The sequence below is a fragment of the Metabacillus malikii genome (genome assembly GCF_030813355.1).
Classification (GTDB): domain Bacteria; phylum Bacillota; class Bacilli; order Bacillales; family Bacillaceae; genus Metabacillus; species Metabacillus malikii.
The window spans coordinates 1-20,485 of the sequence record NZ_JAUSUD010000043.1; the positions used below are offsets into that span (position 1 = coordinate 1).

Below are 20,485 nucleotides of genomic sequence, written 5' to 3' on the forward strand. Positions count from 1 at the left end.
CTCCAAAGGGGATAAACATGGAGGAGCCGTATGCGAAGACCCGCACGTACGGATCTGTGAGAGGCGCATGAGTAATTCATGCGCCTACTCTATTCGTCTTATTTGCTCGAGGCTGTTCAAGGTGCCCTGAGCTTTTGTACGTTTATTAACCTTGTAAATCAGCTGCACCTTTGGCAATTAAATCAAAAAGCTCTTCAATATCTGAAGCTTCAACACATGAGAACGCGATACGGAGATCTGTATCATTTATTGAAATCGTTCCGACGCCATACTGATTTAATAAGTGAACGCGAAGCTGCTCGGCATTAATGTCATGTAGCTTAATGCACATAAAATAGCCTGAATTGAATGGGTATGGTGTCCAATACTTGGCGTATTCTGCTTTTGTAAGCACTTCTTTCGTTTTATCTGCACGTGCCTTCATTAAAGCAAATTTTTGTTTTTTCTCAACCTGGAATTCTTCTGATTGTAACGATTGTAAAATGATTGATTGAGAAGGGTGAGAGCTACTTGAGATCGTTCCCCGAATAATCCCTTTTGTTTTTTGCTCAAGCGCATTTAAGATTGCAGGGCTGTTACTTGCATACGTAATAAAGCCGACACGGAAGCCCCATACATAGTTCTCTTTTGTCGCACCATCGATTTTAATTGGTAAAATACGTGGATGTGCAGTTGCTAAAAAGCTGAAAATCGACTCTTTAATTGAATCTTCATAAAATAAGCCGAAGTATGCATCATCAATTAACGCAATAATGTTTAAACCTTCTTCTGCTGCTTCAGTAAGAACTGCCGCTATTTCTTGTGCTTCTGATTCAAGTGGAGTATAACCTGTTGGATTATTAGGAAAGTTTAATAATACAACAATTTTTCCAGACGATTTTTGAGATTGAATCGCTGCTTTTAAGCCTTCAACATTAAAACCGTTAGCTTCATTGAAAAGAGGATATGTGACAGTCGTTCCACCTCTACGTGTTTTAAATGTGATGTTATAATTGCCCCAATATTTATCAGGTAGAATGATCGGTGTGCCTTCATCTACAAATAAATCAGCAACAATGCTTAGTCCGTGTGTTAAAGCATTTGTCACAATTGGATTTCCGAGAATTTCCTCGTTTAATTGTGGGTTATCCGCTAAAATTTTCTTCTTCCACACTGAACGTAGCTCTTCTTTTCCTTGTGGAGCAGCGTAAGGGAAAAGGTCTTTTGGAGCGATACTGTTACCGAATAGGTTTTGAATATGCTCAAAGTGCATCGGTTCATTGTTTTCAGTTGCAATCCCAATTGTTGCATTAAAACGGTGTGCCTTTTTTCCTGCCTCTGCAGACTGACTTAAAATCCCTTTTGGATAAAATAATTCCTTGCCGAGCTGTGACAACATGTCGTATACATGTTCATTGTCCTGGATAATTGCCTGGTTTAAAGCTTGCGCTAATTCGTTCATTAGTATATTTTCACCTCTAGAAAATAGATAAAATTTTGAAAATCATTATGAGATATTTTATCACACTAAAGGCTGAACTCACAGTGTATTCAGAAAAAATTTCTCACTATCTATAAAGGGTTTGTTCGCTTTGGTAGCCAAACCTGTGGATTTGGAGATTAAGTGATATACTTAGTGTACAGACTCATGCCAATTCAAGAGGATTTATATGAAAGGCAGTTTTCGTAAACATTGTTGCTTTTAACTTAGTTGTCGTTTAGGGTTTGCCTCGACTACAGTACTCAGCAATAGCGGGGTGGGTGGTGAGCTGTCTAGCTCCGGCGGTTACCCGTTATCAAACTTCAGGTCATCTCCCTACGATAAGTCATCATCGATTTGCCATTCAGCTCATCGTGATTCCTTTATCTCAGTCGATGCCCCTCCAGTTTGTACATCGATGGGCAAGCCGCCTACGCTTTTCATGCTCCTCAGCGTAAATGCCTGCGGGGTTTCACCTCTCCCACGCATCCCGCAGGAGTCTCACACTTACGCTCCAACAAGCCCTTAAAAAAGTAAGTGCAAAAAGCCACAATCTTCTAGAAAAGAGCCTTATGAAAAGAGTTAAAACATTGAGAATGTCATGTAAAGTGAGGAATGTTTATGAATATTGTAACGATTTTACTAGGCATTATTATTTTCTTAAACATCTTTTTTGCTGTTATCGTTATTTTTAGGGAACGGAAGGATGCGTCAGCTTCATGGGCCTGGTTGCTAGTTCTCTTTTTTATCCCGTTATTAGGATTTTTGCTGTACATGTTGTTTGGGCAAAATTTAAGCCGATACCATCTGTTTCAATGGGAAGATCGCAAAAAGCTGGGAATTGAAAAGCTACTAACAAATCAAGTTGAACAACTTAGATATGATACATTTGAATACCAAAACGAAGTGGAACGGAATTATAAGCAGCTTATTTATATGCATCTCATCAATAACGATGCTGTGTTGATGAAGGATAATCATATCGATATTTTCACAGATGGCAATGCAAAATTTGACCAGCTGATAGCAGATATTGAAGCCGCAGAAGACCATATTCATTTACAATATTATATTTTACATAATGATCAGCTAGGAAAAAGGCTAATTGATGCATTAGCAAAAAAGGCGAAGCAAGGTGTAAAAGTAAGAGTGCTCTATGATGACCTCGGTTCTAGAGGGTTAAGAAAATCGTTTTTTGCGGAGCTCCGGAAAGCTGAAGGGGAAGTAGAACGCTTTTTCCCGTCTAAGCTACGTTGGATTAATTTACGTCTAAACTACCGAAATCATCGTAAGCTTGTCATTATAGATGGTAAAATCGGCTATGTTGGCGGCTTTAATGTTGGAGATGAATATTTAGGACTAGACCCTAAGTTTGGCTATTGGAGAGATACACATTTACGGATTCAAGGCACTGCGGTTTATGCGATCCAGACGAGGTTTATTTTAGACTGGAACCAAGCAACACATAAAAAGAAAATCCCGTATATACCGAATCACTTTCCAGAACAACATGTTAGTGGAAAAAGCAGTATGCAAATCGTTACGAGTGGACCTGATTCGGAATGGGAGCAAATCAAAAATGGCTATATTAAAATGATCGCGACGGCGAAAAAGTCAATTTTTATTCAAACTCCTTACTTCATTCCAGATGCAAGTGTCCTTGATGCGTTAAAAATTGCATGCTTGTCTGGTATCGAAGTTAAAATTATGATTCCAAATAAACCAGATCACCCCTTTGTTTATTGGGCTACGATGTCTTATATCGGTGAAATGCTTCATTCGGGTGCAAAAGTTTATATCTATGATAACGGGTTTATTCACGCGAAAACGATTGTTGTCGATAATGAAATTTCCTCTGTCGGAACTGCGAATATCGATATGAGAAGTTTTAAATTGAATTTTGAAGTGAATGCCTTCATCTATGACCCGAACATTGCAATGCGTCTATATGATGTTTTTTTAAATGATCAGAAGGTATCACGCGAACTGACACTTGGCGGCTATGAGCAGCGTTCACGAATGATACGCTTAAAGGAATCCGTTTCAAGACTATTATCACCCATTTTATAGAAGCATGGTAAAGCTGCAACACTTGTAGTAACAATGTGCAGCTTTTTCGATCGTTACAGTCCTAATCTAACGTGGTATACTAATACAGAATCGAATGAATCTTAATAGAGCATTTAGTCGTAAATTACTTTATAATAGGTAGTAAGAAATTATTAAATATGTATAGAAGATTGTTGCTATCTAATTGGTTTTAGTAGCAACGAAAGTATATGATAAATAATTGTGTTAGCGTTTCCCTGGAATTGCTTGTAGAAACGCACTATGAAATGTATAGAAAGAAAAGTGTTGAGAGGTGGGTATTTTGGGAAATAACGTAACGATGCGAGATATTGCTGAAAGACTTGGTGTAAGTAGTGTGACCATTTCTAAAGCATTAAATGATAAAGAGGGCGTCAGCGATGAGCTCAAACAAAAAATTAAACAAGTAGCTGAAGAGATGGGCTACCGTTTTAATACATTAGCAAAATCAATGAAGGAAGGACAGGCGTATAATATCGGCGTCATTATACCTGAGCGTTTTACCGGTGAAATTCAATCATTCTATTTGAAATTTTACCAGCATATCGCTAGAGTGCTTGATCACCATCAATATAGTGGGATTTTGCATATTTTAAGTGCAGATGATGAAGAACAAAAAGTCCTGCCGCGAATCTATTATGATAAAAAAGTTGATGGCTTATTAATTCTTGGGCAGATTAGCAATGATTACATCCAACTATTAAATGGAATTGAAATCCCGATCGCCTATATTGACTTCTACAATGAAGATGCTGAAGCTGATACGGTTATTACAGATAACTTTTATGGCATGTATGAAATGACTAACTATTTAATCAAAAATGGCCATCAAGAGATAGGTTTTGTAGGAAATATCTATTCAACTAGTAGTATCCAAGACCGTTTCTTAGGCTTTTATAAGTCGCTATTAGAGCATAAACTGCCACTTAAGCAGGAATATATTATTAAAGACCGTGATGAACGAGGAAAATATATCGAAATTGAGCTACCTGACAAAATTCCAACCGCATTTGTATGTAACTGTGACCAAATAGCCTATAACTTAATTACGAAACTGCAATCACTAGGCTACCGTGTCCCAGAAGATTGCTCGGTAGTTGGCTTTGATAATGACATTTACGCACAAATTGCCGAACCAAAACTCACAACAGTCGAGGTCGACATCGAGGAAATGTCCAGAACAGCCGTCCAACTAATGATTTCGAAACTTAAAAGCAAAAAAAGAAAATGGGAACAAGTATCCGTCAAAGGAAAACTCGTCCTACGCGACTCAGTCAAAAAAATAACTGACGAATTGCAAACAACAGATTAAATAAAAAAGGCTGTCGAGTGTTCTCGACAGCTTTTTTTTCTATTAGTGGGGGGCCAGTCCCGCAGTGAGTTACCACGTTAAAGGATTGGGGGCCAGTCCCGCAGTAAGTTACCACGTTAAAGGATTGGGGGCCAGTCCCGCAGTAAGTTACCACGTTAAAGGATTGGGGGCCAGTCCCGCAATAAATTACCGCGTTAAAGAGAAGAGGGACAGTCCCCATATAAGAACTGTCCCCGTTTGCTTAGTTGCCGCCTTGATTAAGGCGACGGTTTTCGTCACCATTAATAAAACCTGAATTTAATAGGTTATTCATCGCGTTGTTGTTATTATTTCGATTATTGTTCATACCGTTTTGGTTCATTTGGTTTCTGCCTGCTTGAACATTATTGTTGTTGTTTGCGTTGTTATTATTTCGATTATTGTTGTTCATTTGCTGACCTGCAAACTGGTTCATACCAGCACCTTGGTTTCCGTTATTCATACGATTATCGTCTGCTGCCATGGCAACAGGTCCATTCATTTGATTTAAATAAAAAGCTCCACCAACAATAATGAGTAATATGAAAAGGACTACGATTAGGGCAAAGTTATTTTTGTTTTTATGATAATGATGGTGGTATGACTGCTCATGCTCTTTATATGACATACGAATCATCTCCCTTTATTGTATTGTCTTTTATGACCAAGGCGATTCTCATAATCTTTGTTGTTTATCACAAACTATATTTTGAGTGATTCCTCTTATCAGTAAACTCACTATTAGAAGCTGGGCGGTGAACCTCCCCGATGTAAACACATGCCCATGCCTCATTCATTTCATAGAAGTCACACGCTTATTGCTAGTCGATTTTTAAAAGTTTGCTATAAAAACAACCTTCTCTATGAGAAATGCCATTAACTAGACATAGATACTCCAACGATAATTAACAAGATGAACAATACAACAATGAGAGAGAAACTGGAAAAAGCTCCGTAACTCATCCTTGCAAAACCTCCCCAAATGTCTCTAGTTAATTTGTCGTAATAGAGTTAATTGATTGAACTTTGATTCTAGTAACGCCAGTAAGAGTAGTGTTAGTAGCAGGGTTGAATAGATTATAGAACATGACGTTACCGTTTTGATCTGTGCCTTGGTATGTTCCTTCCCAGACACCGAAAGCCCCGCCACCGTCAAATTGTACGCGAACAAATTGACCGATTGAAAGGCCATTTAGAAATTCTATCGTTGAGTGACACTGTTGATAGTGATGATAATTCCCCATTCTGATACACCTCAGTCTTAGTTAGTTGTAATAGAATTAATAGATTGGACTTTTACTCTTGTAACACCAGTGAGAGTAGTGTTTGATGCAGGGTTAAATAGATTATAGAATAGCACGTTTCCGTTTCGATCTAAGCCTTGATAAGTGCCTTCCCAAACACCAAAAGCACCTCCACCGTCATACTGAACGCGAACAAACTGCCCTAATGCAATTCCATTTAAGAATTCTACCGTTGAATGATAGTTCTGGTAACCATGTTGTCTAAACATCCGATACACCTCCCTTTTGTTTATACGATAATGTATGAAAAAGTAGTCTTCTAAGATTGGACAAAACATTCAGTGTAATCACCTCTTTTTAATAGAGTTGGGGACAGTCCCCCAATACTTTACCGCGGTGAACAACTGGGGGACTGTCCCCACAAAAAAAATATAATTGACAAGTAAGCGTTTACACATTACAATCAAATTACTTAAACGATTACTTTATAAAGGGGAGATTTACTTGAAAAAGCTATTGAAATTACTCACTTTTAGCCTAATGATTTTTGCCCTATTAACAGCTTGCTCACAAGGTAACGACAACAACAAAGCAGAAAATGATGAAAAACAAAATAGTGATGGACCATCAGGTGAAATACTTGTCCTTACTAACCGTACAGATATTGTTGATACAGTCTTTAAAGAATACGCAGAAAAATTCAATGAGAAGTATCCAGATGTGAAGGTTGAATTTGAAGCTATTACTGATTATGAAGGTCAAGTGAAGGTTCGCATGAACTCAACAGAATATGGTGACGCATTACTCATACCAAACGATGTTCCCCTTCAAGACTTAGAAAACTACTTTGAACCACTTGGAACAATTGACGAACTAAGTCAAAAGTATTTACATGTGGATGAAGATGCATATGAAAACAATGTTTATGGGATACCGATTGTCGTAAACGCACAAGGGCTTGTATACAACAAAAAGGTTTTTGAAGAAGCAGGCATCACAGACATTCCGACGTCTCCAGAAGCATTCCTAGAAGCAATGAAAAAAGTAAAAGATAGTACAAAAGCAATACCTTATTACACAAATTATGCTGCGGGCTGGCCGCTCACACAATGGGAGCCAAACCGACTTTCGATTTCTGGTGAAGAGGACTATGTAAACGTACAAATGGCTAATATGGATGACCCATTCGCAAAAGGAAAACCACATTATATCCTATACAAGATGATGTATGACCTTGCAAAAGAAGGCTTAATTGAGAATGACCCGTTAACAACTGATTGGGAAAGTTCAAAAGAAATGCTAGCAAAAGGTGAAATTGCGACAATGGTATTAGGCTCATGGGCGATTACACAAGTTCAAGACCTGGCTGAAAATCGAGATGATATTGGCTACATGCCATTCCCTTACAACCATGATGGTAAACAATTTTCTGAAAGCAGTGGAGACTACAAAATTGGTATTAACAAAAATAGTGAAAACAAAGAAGCAGCAAAAGCATGGGTTGAATGGTTTATTAACGAATCAAATTATGCTCAAGATAACGGTGGAATCTCACCAGTCATTGGAGATGAGCTTCCAGACACATTAGCATCCTTCGAAGAGTTAGGTGTAGAACTTATTAAAAATGCACCTGCAAAAGAAGGTCAAGAAGGCTTAGTTGATGCAATAGATAATGAAGGTGAAATCGGCTTGTTCCAACCTGAATTTAAACAACGTATAATCGAAGCAGCAATTGGGAACAAAAAGGAAAGCTTTGATGAGATTATGAATGATTTGAATAAAGATTGGAAAGAAGCACGTGCAAAAGTAGCTAAGTAAATCGAAAAAGGTACTTGGATAAGGAATCTAATCCAAGTACCTTTTTTGTTCGTTAACAAATCATTTTTTATAAAACTCAAATCAAAAATAGGTGAAATGTCCTTAAGATTTCTAAGTTAGTGTCGATAATAATATTGAATTAACTTATCGTTAACTTCATTTTTTATAAAATTACTTTGGTGGAAAAAGAAACGCTTGTTAAAAATGGCCAGACAAAGTCGTTACAACCTATGTCTCGACTTTAGAAACAGCTACATATTGAAAAGTGGAGGAGATAATTACCTTTAAGCATAAATCCATTTTTAGATTTCGTGGACTTCACGATGAGATTTTTCAAAAAAGCAGAAATAAGTTGATGTCCATTGCCAATCATGATTACTCGATTAGCCAACATGTCTACTAAGTAGATAGAAACAGCCAAAAATGAAAAAGGAGTTTTTTTATGAAAGCATCAGTTGGTAAGAAAATTTTACTTATCTTTTCAATCGTTATCGCCATTAACCTTGTCTTGAGTACGGTGAACTTAGTAAGTATGGATCAAATGAGAGAAAAGGCGTCAGAGGTATCTGACAAGCGTCTCCCTTCAATTATTTATGTATCAGAAATGCGCCATTTAATGGATAGCCTTGTTACGCAGGAATTAAATTATGTAAACTCAACTAACGCTAGTAATCGAACTGAATATGCTTTGGCGATGGAAACAATTTTACAGCAATACCACGAGGTTACAAAAAGGTATGAAGCACATCTATCGATAAAAGAAGAAAAGGAACTTTTTAAGCAAGTAACGAACGAATGGAATGATTATCTCGCACTTCATGAAGATATTATGGCTGAGGGTGAAGCGAATAATCTTGAAAAGGCAGAATCAATTTTACGAAAGGCAAGCTGGAATTTATCAAGCATTAATATCAATATGAATAAACTTGTAGAGCTCAGTGAAAAAAGAACGGAGGAGCTTAGTAAGGAAAGTGATACATTATTTTCAACAGCAAAAATCACTAATCATTTTTCTTGCGCTCGCATTAATTATTTCTGCAACACTCGGCTACTTGTTATCTCGCAATCTATCTAGACCTATACGCAAAATGGCTGCCCAAGTCAAACAGGTTGCGGCTGGAAACTTAGCTACCGAGGAAATGAACATCCGTAACAAAGATGAAATCGGTCAATTGGCAACAGATTTTAACGAAATGACGAAAAATCTACGTACGGTCATTTCAACAGTTTCAGCCCACTCTGAACATGTTGCGGCTACTTCTGAACAATTAACGGCTACAGCTGAGCAATCAACAAAAGCGTCAGAGCAAATAACGGAATCGATTCAAGAAGTTGCCAACGGATCAGAGTCACAATTAACACAAGCAGTGGATGCCAACAACGCTGTCGAGGAAATCGCAAACGGAATGAATCAAGCGGCAACATCGATACAAGTAGTGGCAGATTTAGCGACAGATGCAACAGCGCAGACTACAGTTGGAAACAAAGTTGTCAATGAGACGATTGAACAAATGAATGTTGTTCAATCACAAGTGAGCACAACAGCAGCTGTAGTAAATGCATTAGGTGAAAAGTCAAATCAAATTCACTCAATCGTTACATTAATTACGGAGGTCGCGGAGCAAACAAATCTCCTTGCATTAAATGCAGCTATCGAAGCAGCTCGAGCGGGTGAACAGGGACGAGGCTTTGCAGTCGTTGCTGACGAGGTGAGGAAGCTAGCTGAGCAATCTCGTACCGCCGCGGATGATATTCGTCATCTTATTGGTGAAATTACAACAGAAGCAACAAATGCCGTAAACTCAATGCAAGAAGGTTCAGCAGCAGTTGACAAAGGGATCGTAAAAGTTGAGGAGACAGGGAAGTCATTTAAAGACATTGCCGCAAAAATTGAAGAAGTTGCCGCCCATTCCCAAGATGTTTCGGCTGTTGTCGAACAGGTAACAGCTAGCTCAGCAACAATGGTTTCATTAATAAATGGTGTCGCAGCTTTATCAGAACAAGCAGCAAACAATACCCAAACCGTTGCTGCATCTGCTGAGGAACAAAGTGTATCAATGGAAGACATTACAAAATCTGCGGCGAATCTCGAAAGTATGGCAAATGAACTTCAAGAAATCGTGAAACAATTCAATGTGACAAATCAAATCGTCCCACAAACCGAGCAACCGGCTAAGCGAAAAAAAACGTCTCGGAAAAAAACGAAATAAGTAATGAATGATTAGGATACTGTGAAAAATCCAACATTATTTTATATAATGTCTTTATTAGGAAGAAATGAAGGGGAGACAGTATGCTAATTTCAGAACGACATCGCTTAATCATCGACTTGTTAAATGAAAAAGAACATGTGAAAATTCAAGAATTAGTTGAGCTTACAAATACATCTGAGTCGACTTTAAGACGTGATTTGGATCAGCTTGAAAAAGAAAACGTCTTAAAACGTGTCCATGGTGGCGCAGCACTTTTACAACGAAAACGTACTGAACAAAGCGTGATTGAAAAAGCAACGCAGAACCTGGTGGAAAAAAAGAAGGTTGCGAAATATGCAGCAGAATTTATTCGTGATGACGAGTGTATTTATCTTGATGCCGGGACAACGACGTATCAGATGATTCACTATTTAAATCAAAAAAATCTAGTTGTTGTCACAAACGGTGTCGACCATCTCGAAGCATTGCTAGAAAAGGACATTACCACCTATTTAATCGGAGGCTATGTGAAAAAGGTGACAAAAGCGCTTATTGGCAGAAGTGCTTACGATAGTATCCAACAATATCGCTTCGATAAATGTTTTATCGGTACGAATGCAATTCATCAAGAGTTAGGGTTTACAACTCCTGATCCTGAGGAAGCACATATAAAAGAAAAGGCAATATCTCTATCGCGTGAATCCTATATCCTCGCCGACCATACAAAATTCGGTGAGGTATCTTTTGCGAAATTTGCAGACCTGGATCAAGCGCGGATTATCACCACTGAAGATGAACCAGGCCGTTTTCAGAAGTATGCCGAAAAGACAAAGCTATATATAGTGTGAAGATAAAATTACCATTTTAGGGCTTGGACAAAATGTTTTAAATATAGGCTGTTTTTGTAAACGTTGTTGCTTTTTACTTAATAGTCGTTTAGGGTTGTCTCAGCTCCAACCAACCCTTAATAAAGTTAGTGCTAAAACGCCACAATCTCTTGGAAAAGTAAACATCATTTGTCACTTTCTCTCGTCATAATTGTATAAGCAGTGCATATACATGCTACAAGGAAGAATGGGGGAACTGTAATGAATGAAATCCTATTTCTAATTGTAGCACTGCTTATTTTATGTTTTATTACTGGGATGAGGATGCTGATCAATGCTTGGGGAAAAAAATACCGATATAAAAGCTCGTGGGACTTGCTGTATACTGATGATAAATCAGTCGAAAAGCGTAAACAAAGAGGATTACGGTGAGGCGGATTCTAGATATAAGAATCCGCTTTTTATATGGTCCGAATGACTGTTAGTTGATATTTTTTTCTGTAACTGCTTCTTTAAACGACTAAAATGTTCAACAATGTAAATACCAATACATAACATGGAAAGATACAATGTGTACCATGAAACTCTTAGAAATTATTTTATAGCCGGGAAATTGTTCTTTCGAGTCGTTTGTAGTATATTTAGAACACGAATTTAATTAGCGAGAGGTTAGTGAACATGAGCTTACAAGATGAAATAAATAAACGGCGGACGTTTGCGATTATTTCCCATCCGGATGCTGGGAAAACGACGTTAACAGAAAAGCTTTTATACTTTGGACAGGTTATTCGTTCAACAGGAACGGTTAAAGGGAAAAAAACAGGGAAATATGCAGCATCTGACTGGATGGAAATTGAAAAGAAACGTGGAATTTCCGTTACATCGAGTGTGATGAGCTTTCCATATCATGAATTTCACGTCAACATTTTAGATACGCCTGGACATGAAGATTTTAGTGAGGATACGTATCGTACATTAACAGCTGTTGACAGTGTTGTCATGATTATCGACTCAACAAAAGGTGTCGAGCCACAAACGATTAAGTTATTTAAAGTATGTCGGATGCGCGGAATACCGATTTTTACATTTATAAACAAGCTGGACCGTGAAGGACGTGAACCGCTTGAACTTCTTTCAGAAATTGAAGAAGTACTTGGAATAGAGTCATATCCTATGAACTGGCCGATCGGGATGGGGAAACGCTTTTTAGGAATTTACGACCGCTTTAAAGATGAGATTGTTCAATTTAAAGGGGATGAAGAAGAAGAAATCATTCCTATCGCAGAAGTGTCAAAACATGGCTTTGAAGATAATCCGACTTATCAAGATACTTTAGGCGAGATTGAGCTTCTTGAAGAGGCTGGAAATGAATTTACGCGTGAACGTGTAGAGAATGGCGAGCTAACACCAGTATTTTTCGGAAGTGCGTTAGCAAATTTTGGTGTGCAAACATTTTTTGATACGTTCCTACAGTTTGCCGCTAAGCCACAGCCACGGAAAACAAATGAAGGATTAGTAGAACCTGAAAAAGACCAATTTTCCGGCTACATTTTTAAAATCCAAGCAAATATGAACCCAGCTCACCGTGACCGGATTGCCTTCTTACGTGTTTGCTCCGGAAAATTCGAACGTGGGATGAGCGTCAATTTAAGTCGTACAAATAAAACAATTAAACTAAATCAAACGCAAGCATTCATGGCGAAGGACCGGGATACGGTTGATGAGGCATATCCAGGCGATATCATCGGTATTTACGACCCGAACATTTATCAAATAGGTGATACGTTAATCGGCGGGAAAGCACAATATCAATACGAAGAACTTCCACAATTCCCACCTGAGTTATTTAAACGAGTACAAGCGAAAAACGTCATGAAATCGAAGCAATTCCGCAAAGGGATCGAACAACTAGTTCAAGAAGGTGCGATTCAATTATTTAGACAGGAACTAAATGACTCGATGATTCTTGGTGCAGTAGGTCAGCTTCAGTTTGAAGTATTTGAGTATCGGATGAAGGCTGAATACAATGTCGACATCGAATTTACTTCTTTAGGTGAACGAATCCCACGCTGGATTAAAAGCGAGAAGTTCGACAAACGCTTTTTCGATTCACGGAGCATGTTAGTTCGTGACCGTTATGGTGCTTATGCAGTCCTATTTGAAAATGAATTCACATTGCGGTACTTCCTAGAAAATCAAAAAGATATCGAGCTTGTTGATTTATTAGAAGAGAACGACTATCAAGGTGTCACGTCACAAAAATAACAATGTTTGAACACATGAAAATAGAGTCATACTTATAAAGAGCTACCCATGTGGTGCTCTTTTCTTTTGGTTGTGAAAAAATGAATCATTCTTAAAAGATTGTGGCTTATTAGCATTGACTTTATTAGGGTTGGTTGGATCGGAAGTACGAGACTCCTGCGGGATGCGTGGGAGAGGTGAGACCCCACAGGCGTTACGCGCCGAGGAGTACGAAAAGCGTAGGCGGCTTGCCCATCGACGTACAAACTGGAGGGGCATCGACTGAGATAAAGGAATCACGATGAGCCGAATGGCGAATCGATGATGACTTATCGTAGGGAGGTGACCTGAAGTTTGCTAGTTGATAGCCGCCGGAGCTAGACATGCTCACCACCCACCCCGCGGAAAGCGAGTACTGTAGCGGAAATCAACCCAAAACGGCAACTAAGTAAAAAGTAATATGTTTGCGAAAACAGCCAAAAAATTGACCGTGAAGTGGGGTCGGACGGTTTCTCCTAGAAATGGGCAATTTTCTTGAAAAGTTGACAAATAAATCATAAAAGTTGACAGATTTTAAGCTGAACTTGACAAATAATCATGTAAAGGTGACAGATTTTCACCCCACACCCGTAAAAAGCGAGTACTCATGCTAAAATCAACCAAAACAACTACAAATTTAAAGCAGCTCTGAGACGAACTAGCAATAAATTATGCCATATGAACTAAATGCGAACTAAAGTTCGTACTTTTAGTGATTTTTCTATAAAATGTGATAAACTATTACTATTGAAACATTCTGAATGGAGGCTTATATGTGAGTGAACAATTTGAATTAGTCTCGAAATATACGCCACAAGGTGATCAGCCGGCGGCAATTCAGGCATTAGTCGAAGGAATCAATCAAGGACAACGATTCCAGACACTATTAGGTGCAACAGGAACAGGTAAAACATTTACTGTCTCAAATTTAATTAAAGAAGTGAACAAACCAACATTAGTGATTGCACATAATAAAACATTAGCAGGACAGCTATATAGCGAATTCAAAGAGTTTTTTCCAAATAATGCAGTTGAATATTTCGTAAGTTACTACGATTATTATCAACCGGAAGCCTATGTCCCGCAAACAGATACGTTTATTGAAAAAGATGCGAGCATAAATGATGAAATTGACAAGCTCCGTCACTCGGCAACATCGTCTTTATTTGAACGGAAGGATGTAATTGTAATTGCCAGTGTATCATGCATCTATGGCCTCGGTTCGCCGGAAGAATATAAAGAGCTCGTTGTTGAATTACATACAGGCATGGAAATTGAGCGGAACCAATTGTTAAGACAAATGGTTGATGTGCAATATGAACGGAATGATATTGATTTCCGAAGAGGAACATTTCGTGTTCGTGGTGATGTCGTGGAAATATTTCCTGTCTCTAAAGACGAGCAATGTATTCGCGTGGAATTTTTCGGAGATGAAATTGACCGAATTCGTGAAATCGATGCATTAACAGGCGAAATCGTCGGTGAGCGAGAGCATATTGCGATTTTCCCGGCTTCCCACTTCGTAACGAGAGAAGAGAAGATGGAAAAGGCCATAAAAAATATTGAAGCAGAGCTAGCTGAACAATTAGAAAAAATGCGCGAAAACGGTAAGCTGCTCGAAGCACAGCGACTTGAACAACGGACGAATTATGATTTAGAAATGATGCGGGAAATGGGCTTTTGCTCAGGAATCGAGAACTACTCACGTCATTTAACACTTCGTCCGGCAGGTTCAACTCCATACACATTACTAGACTTCTTCCCAGACGATTTTATGATTGTCGTTGATGAGTCTCACGTGACAATTCCGCAAATTAGAGGAATGTATAACGGTGACCAGGCCCGGAAGCAAGTGTTAGTTGACCATGGTTTCCGACTGCCTTCTGCATTAGATAACCGTCCATTACGTTTTGAGGAATTTGAGAAACACATTAAACATATCGTCTTCGTTTCAGCAACACCTGGACCATTTGAAATGGAGCATACTCCGAAGATGATTGAGCAAATTATTCGACCGACTGGACTGCTTGATCCAACAGTTGATGTACGCCCAATTGAAGGACAAATTGATGATTTAATTGGTGAAATCCAAGCACGAGTACAGAAAAACGAACGTGTTCTTATCACAACGTTAACGAAAAAAATGTCAGAAGACTTAACAGACTATTTAAAAGAAATCGGAATTAAAGTAAATTACCTGCATTCAGAGATAAAAACATTGGAACGGATCGAAATTATCCGTGAGCTGCGCTTAGGAAAATATGATGTCCTCGTCGGAATTAACCTTTTGCGAGAGGGTATAGATATTCCAGAAGTTTCATTAGTTGCAATTTTAGATGCAGATAAAGAAGGATTCCTTCGTTCAGAACGGTCACTCATTCAAACAATCGGCCGTGCAGCGCGTAATGCGAATGGTCATGTCATTATGTATGCAGATAAGATTACAAACTCAATGGAATTAGCACTTAACGAAACGAAGCGTCGTCGTGAAATACAAGAAGAGTACAATAAAAAGCATGGCATTACACCGCAAACAATTCAAAAGGCAATCCGCGATGTGATTCGTGCGACAGTGGCAGAGGAAGAGGGCGAATACGAAGCAACGATTTCAAAATCACTGACAAACTTGTCAAAAAAGGAACGCGACAAAGTTATTGCCGATATGGAAGCAGAAATGAAGGAAGCTGCAAAGGCATTGAACTTCGAACGTGCGGCTGAGCTACGTGATTTAATTTTAGAGTTAAAAGCGGAAGGGTGAAACGATTATGGCAATGGAACATATCGTTGTTAAGGGAGCACGGGCCCATAATTTAAAAAATATAGATATTACAATCCCAAGAGATAAGCTAGTCGTCCTAACAGGATTATCAGGTTCTGGTAAGTCTTCGCTGGCATTCGACACGATTTATGCAGAAGGCCAACGCCGTTATGTTGAATCACTTTCTGCTTATGCCCGGCAATTTCTTGGGCAAATGGACAAGCCGGATGTTGATTCGATCGAAGGGCTATCACCAGCGATTTCGATCGACCAAAAGACAACGAGTAAAAATCCGCGTTCAACAGTTGGAACCGTAACAGAGGTATATGATTATTTACGCTTACTTTTCGCAAGAGTCGGCCATCCGACATGTCCTAAGCACGGCATTGAGATTTCTTCACAAACGATTGAACAAATGGTCGACCGGATTTTAGAGTACCCGGAACGAACGAAAATTCAAATTTTAGCACCGCTTATTTCAGGACGTAAAGGCGCCCACGTCAAAGTTTTTGAAGATGTTAAAAAACAAGGCTATGTCAGAGTTCGTGTTGACGGTGAAATGCGTGAGCTTTCTGAAGAAATTGAATTAGAAAAAAATAAAAAGCACTCAATCGAAGTTGTCATTGACCGGATCGTTGTCAAAGAAGGCATTTCTTCACGATTAGCGGACTCACTCGAATCAGCATTACAGCTTGGTGAAGGTAAAGTTATTGTTGATGTAATGGGTGAGGAAGAGCTGTTGTTTAGTGAACACCATGCATGTCCACAATGTGGCTTTTCAATCGGTGAGCTCGAACCGAGAATGTTCTCATTTAATAGCCCATTCGGTGCCTGCCCTAGTTGTGATGGACTTGGTACGAAGCTTGAAGTCGACTTAGATTTAATCATTCCGGATAAAGGGTTAAGCTTTAATGAAGGGGCAATTGCACCGTGGGAGCCGACAAGCTCGCAATATTACCCGCAACTATTAAAGGCGATTTGTAACCATTATGGAATTGACATGGATACTCCTATTAAAGATATTCCGAAACACTTACTCGATAAAGTGCTATTCGGAAGTGATAGCGATGAGATTTACTTTCGTTATGAAAATGACTTCGGACAAGTGAGAGAAAACTACATCCAATTTGAAGGGGTCGTCCGAAATGTCGAGCGACGTTATAAAGATACGTCCTCTGACTACATCCGCGAGCAAATGGAAAAGTACATGGCAGTAAAACATTGTCCGACATGTAAAGGACAACGTTTAAAGCAAGAAACGCTCGCAGTCTTAATAGACGGCAAACATATTGGGCAAATCACACAGCTATCTGTAAAAGAATCTGTTCTGTTCTTTAAGGAGTTAACATTGTCTGACAAGGAGATGCAAATCTCTAACTTGATTTTAAAGGAGATTAACGAACGTTTAGGCTTTTTAAACAATGTTGGTCTTGAATATTTAACATTAAACAGAGCAGCGGGTACACTATCTGGCGGGGAAGCTCAGCGGATTCGCCTTGCAACACAGATCGGTTCACGATTAACAGGTGTTTTATACATATTAGATGAGCCATCAATCGGCTTGCATCAGCGTGATAATGACCGCCTCATCGAAACGATGAAAAATATGCGAGACATTGGCAACACATTAATCGTTGTTGAGCATGACGAAGATACGATGCTTGCGGCAGATTACTTAATTGACATCGGTCCAGGTGCAGGTGTTCATGGTGGTCAAGTGATTGCCTCAGGTACACCTGAAGAAGTTATTGCGAATGAGAACTCCGTTACAGGCCAATATTTATCAGGGAGAAAGTTCATCCCGTTGCCATACGAAAGAAGAAAGCCTGATGGCCGTTATATCGAAATAAAAGGTGCGAAAGAAAACAATTTAAAAAATGTGAATGTGAAATTCCCATTAGGGACCTTTATTGCGGTTACAGGAGTATCAGGTTCAGGAAAAAGTACGTTAGTAAATGAAATCCTCCATAAAACACTAGCGCAAAAGCTACATCGTGCAAAGGCTAAGCCGGGAGAATATAAGGAAATGAAAGGGATAGAAGAGCTGGAGAAAGTGATTGATATTGACCAATCACCGATCGGGCGAACACCTAGGTCAAATCCAGCAACATATACAGGTGTTTTCGATGATATCCGTGACGTATTCGCAACGACAAACGAAGCAAAGGTCCGTGGCTATAAAAAGGGCCGCTTCAGCTTTAATGTGAAAGGCGGACGTTGTGAAGCATGCCGTGGTGACGGAATTATTAAAATCGAAATGCACTTCCTACCAGATGTCTACGTGCCATGTGAAGTATGTCATGGAAAACGGTACAACAGAGAAACACTCGAGGTGACATATAAGGGTAAGAACATTTCGGATATTTTAGATATGACGGTTGAGGATGCAGTGAGCTTTTTTGAAAATCTTCCAAAAATAAAACGTAAGCTGCAAACGATATTAGATGTCGGTCTAGGCTATATCACATTAGGTCAGCCTGCGACAACACTATCTGGTGGGGAAGCACAACGGGTTAAGCTGGCATCTGAGTTACACCGTCGGTCAAATGGTAAAACAATGTACATTCTCGATGAGCCAACAACAGGACTCCATGTTGACGATATTGCGCGCCTCTTAAAAGTACTACAACGCCTCGTCGAAAATGGTGACACCGTTCTCGTCATAGAGCATAATTTAGATGTTATTAAAACAGCCGACTACCTCGTCGACCTCGGTCCAGAAGGTGGAGATAAAGGTGGAACAATCATCGCAACAGGAACACCAGAAGTGATTATGAAGACAGAAGGTTCGTACACTGGAAAGTATTTACGCCCAGTTATAGAACGTGACCGGGAACGGATGAAGCAAATGATAAAAGCGAAAGAGGAAGTTGTTCAATAACGTAAAAAGGGCATCGAAAGTATGATGCTCTTTTTGTTGTGAACTAAAAGAATACACCACCACTTACTTCGGCACAGACATTGAGACAAAGAACGGCATACAAGACATCATCACGGATGTCCAGCTTCTTAGCACCTACCTCATGACCTTACCACTAGTCAGAAGATTAATCTCTCCAGAATCCCACTAGTATTAAATCACTATATAAACATATTTTACACTACATTTGTACTGTTTTTTGGCAATATCACCATAATTAATAAGTATACAAAGAAATAGTAAATATTATCCTTTACAATAAAATTAGGTGATAACAATATGACTAACCCACGGTTCGTTCCAACAAGGAGGACTCAAAATTTGAAACATAAAAGAAAACTTGTCGTATATAGCATAAGTACAATGTTGTTAATGGGGGGATGTGGAAACTTGGGGGATATGAAAGAAAATACAAATTCAAGTACAAATACTCAAGCAACTGAAAAGAAAAATCATGATGATCGATATGTAAGTGTCCAAGACTATACTGGCGATGGTTACATGCCTCGACATGGGCAGGAAACAGATAAAATCGCGAAGGAACACCAAGACGAAATAACAAAAGCAGTACAAAAATTCTTTATCGAGACATATAAAACAGAAGTAAAAGTACATAATGTAGTAGGCTCGCAGGATGCTGCAACAGTGTTTGTCGAATCAGTCGGGGAACCTCATTTTTATACGTACGCAGTTGTGCCGATTGATAAACAAAAGAAAGAAGTAAAATTTGATAATGTTTTTACACAGGAAGGGCAAGTTGAGAATGCGATTAAGAGTGGATTATATCATTTACTATATGAAGAGGAATTTGCTCAACTGGATTCATACTTTACTGAGCTGCAAAAGAAAGAAGCAGTGGTTGGAAGAACTGTAGAATCATTGAAAAAGGTAGGGGGCGTTGGTTATATGACTCCAAACTATTTTATTTCACCCATAAAAGATGAAGCACTTGATACACTATATAATTCTTATATTGAGAATCCCAAAATGGATATTGTTCAGATGAGAGAAATATTTGAAAAGAGTAGTTTCTCACCTGAGAAACTGATAATTAGTATTCAATTATATATGAGTAAAAAGGGTAGCCCGCCCAGTGATAAGATATTCGACCAAGTATGTAAGGATATAAAATCGTTAGAAATTATCCCACCAGGCCTGTATAGTGTAACTCTTAATGATAATTTAATTGATAGTTTAACAGCAATTGGTATAAAAGATAATTCTTTAGAATTAATTTATCCTAATTATGTATTGAGAGAATGAATGAAGAGTGGATGAATATGAGAGGGATTGAAATTAGTGACAAGATTAATAGTCAAAATGAGAGTACATTAGATACTGATATAGTAGAGTTAACTGGTTATCAAGATTATCTATTCAGAATTCACTCACCAGTAATAAATCACTATATAAACAAATTTTCACACCACATTAGTCCTGTTTTTGGCAATAACAATAATCAATAATTATTCAAAGAAATAGTAAATATTATCCTTTACAATTAAATTAGATGATAACAATATGACTAACCCACGGTTCGTTCCAACAAGGAGGACTCAAAGTTGA

Annotated in this window: 17 protein-coding genes; 12 read left to right on the top strand and 5 right to left on the bottom strand. The window is 38.7% G+C overall.

What is annotated here, in order from left to right; genetic code table 11:
- Nucleotides 1–145: 145 nt before the first annotated feature.
- Nucleotides 146–1,441, bottom strand: a complete 1,296-nt coding sequence (locus tag J2S19_RS22740; RefSeq protein WP_307346928.1) for an aminotransferase class I/II-fold pyridoxal phosphate-dependent enzyme — start codon at nucleotides 1,439–1,441, stop codon at nucleotides 146–148.
- 639 nt (nucleotides 1,442–2,080) lie between these two features.
- Between J2S19_RS22740 and cls the strand changes: the two genes are divergently transcribed.
- Nucleotides 2,081–3,529 carry a cardiolipin synthase gene (gene cls / locus J2S19_RS22745; protein WP_307346931.1) on the top strand — a complete coding sequence of 483 codons (1,449 nt, stop codon included), beginning with the start codon at nucleotides 2,081–2,083 and terminating at the stop codon, nucleotides 3,527–3,529.
- A gap of 301 nt (nucleotides 3,530–3,830) precedes the next feature.
- Complete coding sequence (locus tag J2S19_RS22750) at nucleotides 3,831–4,859, top strand: substrate-binding domain-containing protein (RefSeq protein ID WP_307346934.1); 1,029 nt, start codon at nucleotides 3,831–3,833, stop codon at nucleotides 4,857–4,859.
- 241 nt (nucleotides 4,860–5,100) lie between these two features.
- Here the strand turns inward: J2S19_RS22750 and J2S19_RS23775 are convergent, their stop codons facing one another.
- From J2S19_RS23775 to J2S19_RS22770, 4 genes are all read right to left on the bottom strand, one after another.
- A complete protein-coding gene (locus J2S19_RS23775; RefSeq protein ID WP_370875194.1) occupies nucleotides 5,101–5,505 on the bottom strand; it encodes a YjcZ family sporulation protein in 405 nt (134 codons plus the stop codon).
- A 248-nt stretch (nucleotides 5,506–5,753) separates the two neighbouring features.
- Nucleotides 5,754–5,840, bottom strand: coding sequence for a YjcZ family sporulation protein (locus J2S19_RS22760; RefSeq protein WP_307346970.1), 87 nt, complete (start codon nucleotides 5,838–5,840; stop codon nucleotides 5,754–5,756).
- 29 nt (nucleotides 5,841–5,869) lie between these two features.
- Complete coding sequence (locus tag J2S19_RS22765; protein WP_307346936.1) at nucleotides 5,870–6,121, bottom strand: hypothetical protein; 252 nt, start codon at nucleotides 6,119–6,121, stop codon at nucleotides 5,870–5,872.
- Between the two features lie 17 nt (nucleotides 6,122–6,138).
- Nucleotides 6,139–6,390, bottom strand: a complete 252-nt coding sequence (locus tag J2S19_RS22770; protein ID WP_307346939.1) for a hypothetical protein — start codon at nucleotides 6,388–6,390, stop codon at nucleotides 6,139–6,141.
- Between the two features lie 229 nt (nucleotides 6,391–6,619).
- Here J2S19_RS22770 and J2S19_RS22775 point away from each other — a divergent pair, with 229 nt between their 5' ends.
- From J2S19_RS22775 to J2S19_RS22820, 10 genes are all read left to right on the top strand, one after another.
- Nucleotides 6,620–7,939: an ABC transporter substrate-binding protein gene (locus tag J2S19_RS22775; RefSeq protein ID WP_370875195.1), complete on the top strand. Its 1,320-nt coding sequence runs from the start codon at nucleotides 6,620–6,622 to the stop codon at nucleotides 7,937–7,939.
- Between the two features lie 442 nt (nucleotides 7,940–8,381).
- A complete protein-coding gene (locus J2S19_RS22780; RefSeq protein WP_307346945.1) occupies nucleotides 8,382–9,014 on the top strand; it encodes an MCP four helix bundle domain-containing protein in 633 nt (210 codons plus the stop codon).
- Nucleotides 8,911–10,149, top strand: coding sequence for a methyl-accepting chemotaxis protein (locus tag J2S19_RS22785; protein WP_307346948.1), 1,239 nt, complete (start codon nucleotides 8,911–8,913; stop codon nucleotides 10,147–10,149). Before J2S19_RS22780 ends, J2S19_RS22785 begins: the two co-directional genes overlap by 104 nt.
- 83 nt (nucleotides 10,150–10,232) lie before the next feature.
- Nucleotides 10,233–10,979: a DeoR/GlpR family DNA-binding transcription regulator gene (locus J2S19_RS22790; RefSeq protein WP_307346951.1), complete on the top strand. Its 747-nt coding sequence runs from the start codon at nucleotides 10,233–10,235 to the stop codon at nucleotides 10,977–10,979.
- A gap of 240 nt (nucleotides 10,980–11,219) precedes the next feature.
- Nucleotides 11,220–11,390, top strand: a complete 171-nt coding sequence (locus J2S19_RS22795; protein ID WP_307346953.1) for a hypothetical protein — start codon at nucleotides 11,220–11,222, stop codon at nucleotides 11,388–11,390.
- A gap of 246 nt (nucleotides 11,391–11,636) precedes the next feature.
- Nucleotides 11,637–13,223, top strand: coding sequence for a peptide chain release factor 3 (locus tag J2S19_RS22800; RefSeq protein ID WP_307346956.1), 1,587 nt, complete (start codon nucleotides 11,637–11,639; stop codon nucleotides 13,221–13,223).
- 793 nt (nucleotides 13,224–14,016) lie between these two features.
- On the top strand, nucleotides 14,017–15,999 hold the full coding sequence (uvrB, locus tag J2S19_RS22805; RefSeq protein WP_307346958.1) for an excinuclease ABC subunit UvrB: 1,983 nt from the start codon (nucleotides 14,017–14,019) through the stop codon (nucleotides 15,997–15,999).
- Between the two features lie 7 nt (nucleotides 16,000–16,006).
- Nucleotides 16,007–18,880, top strand: coding sequence for an excinuclease ABC subunit UvrA (gene uvrA, locus J2S19_RS22810; RefSeq protein WP_307346961.1), 2,874 nt, complete (start codon nucleotides 16,007–16,009; stop codon nucleotides 18,878–18,880).
- A gap of 360 nt (nucleotides 18,881–19,240) precedes the next feature.
- Nucleotides 19,241–20,182 carry a DUF1672 family protein gene (locus tag J2S19_RS22815; RefSeq protein ID WP_307346964.1) on the top strand — a complete coding sequence of 314 codons (942 nt, stop codon included), beginning with the start codon at nucleotides 19,241–19,243 and terminating at the stop codon, nucleotides 20,180–20,182.
- Complete coding sequence (locus J2S19_RS22820; RefSeq protein ID WP_307346967.1) at nucleotides 20,179–20,385, top strand: hypothetical protein; 207 nt, start codon at nucleotides 20,179–20,181, stop codon at nucleotides 20,383–20,385. Before J2S19_RS22815 ends, J2S19_RS22820 begins: the two co-directional genes overlap by 4 nt.
- Nucleotides 20,386–20,485: the final 100 nt, after the last annotated feature.

Bases quoted from the DNA above. Each gene is read 5' to 3' on its own strand.
- J2S19_RS22770 (WP_307346939.1), bottom strand. From the start codon at position 6,390: ATGTTTAGACAACATGGTTACCAGAACTATCATTCAACGGTAGAATTC.
- J2S19_RS22795 (WP_307346953.1), top strand. From the start codon at position 11,220: ATGAATGAAATCCTATTTCTAATTGTAGCACTGCTTATTTTATGTTTT.
- J2S19_RS22790 (WP_307346951.1), top strand. From the start codon at position 10,233: ATGCTAATTTCAGAACGACATCGCTTAATCATCGACTTGTTAAATGAA.
- J2S19_RS22820 (WP_307346967.1), top strand. From the start codon at position 20,179: ATGAATGAAGAGTGGATGAATATGAGAGGGATTGAAATTAGTGACAAG.
- J2S19_RS22765 (WP_307346936.1), bottom strand. From the start codon at position 6,121: ATGGGGAATTATCATCACTATCAACAGTGTCACTCAACGATAGAATTT.
- cls (WP_307346931.1), top strand. From the start codon at position 2,081: ATGAATATTGTAACGATTTTACTAGGCATTATTATTTTCTTAAACATC.
- J2S19_RS22780 (WP_307346945.1), top strand. From the start codon at position 8,382: ATGAAAGCATCAGTTGGTAAGAAAATTTTACTTATCTTTTCAATCGTT.
- J2S19_RS22800 (WP_307346956.1), top strand. From the start codon at position 11,637: ATGAGCTTACAAGATGAAATAAATAAACGGCGGACGTTTGCGATTATT.
- J2S19_RS22740 (WP_307346928.1), bottom strand. From the start codon at position 1,441: ATGAACGAATTAGCGCAAGCTTTAAACCAGGCAATTATCCAGGACAAT.
- J2S19_RS22760 (WP_307346970.1), bottom strand. From the start codon at position 5,840: ATGAGTTACGGAGCTTTTTCCAGTTTCTCTCTCATTGTTGTATTGTTC.
- uvrA (WP_307346961.1), top strand. From the start codon at position 16,007: ATGGCAATGGAACATATCGTTGTTAAGGGAGCACGGGCCCATAATTTA.
- J2S19_RS23775 (WP_370875194.1), bottom strand. From the start codon at position 5,505: ATGTCATATAAAGAGCATGAGCAGTCATACCACCATCATTATCATAAA.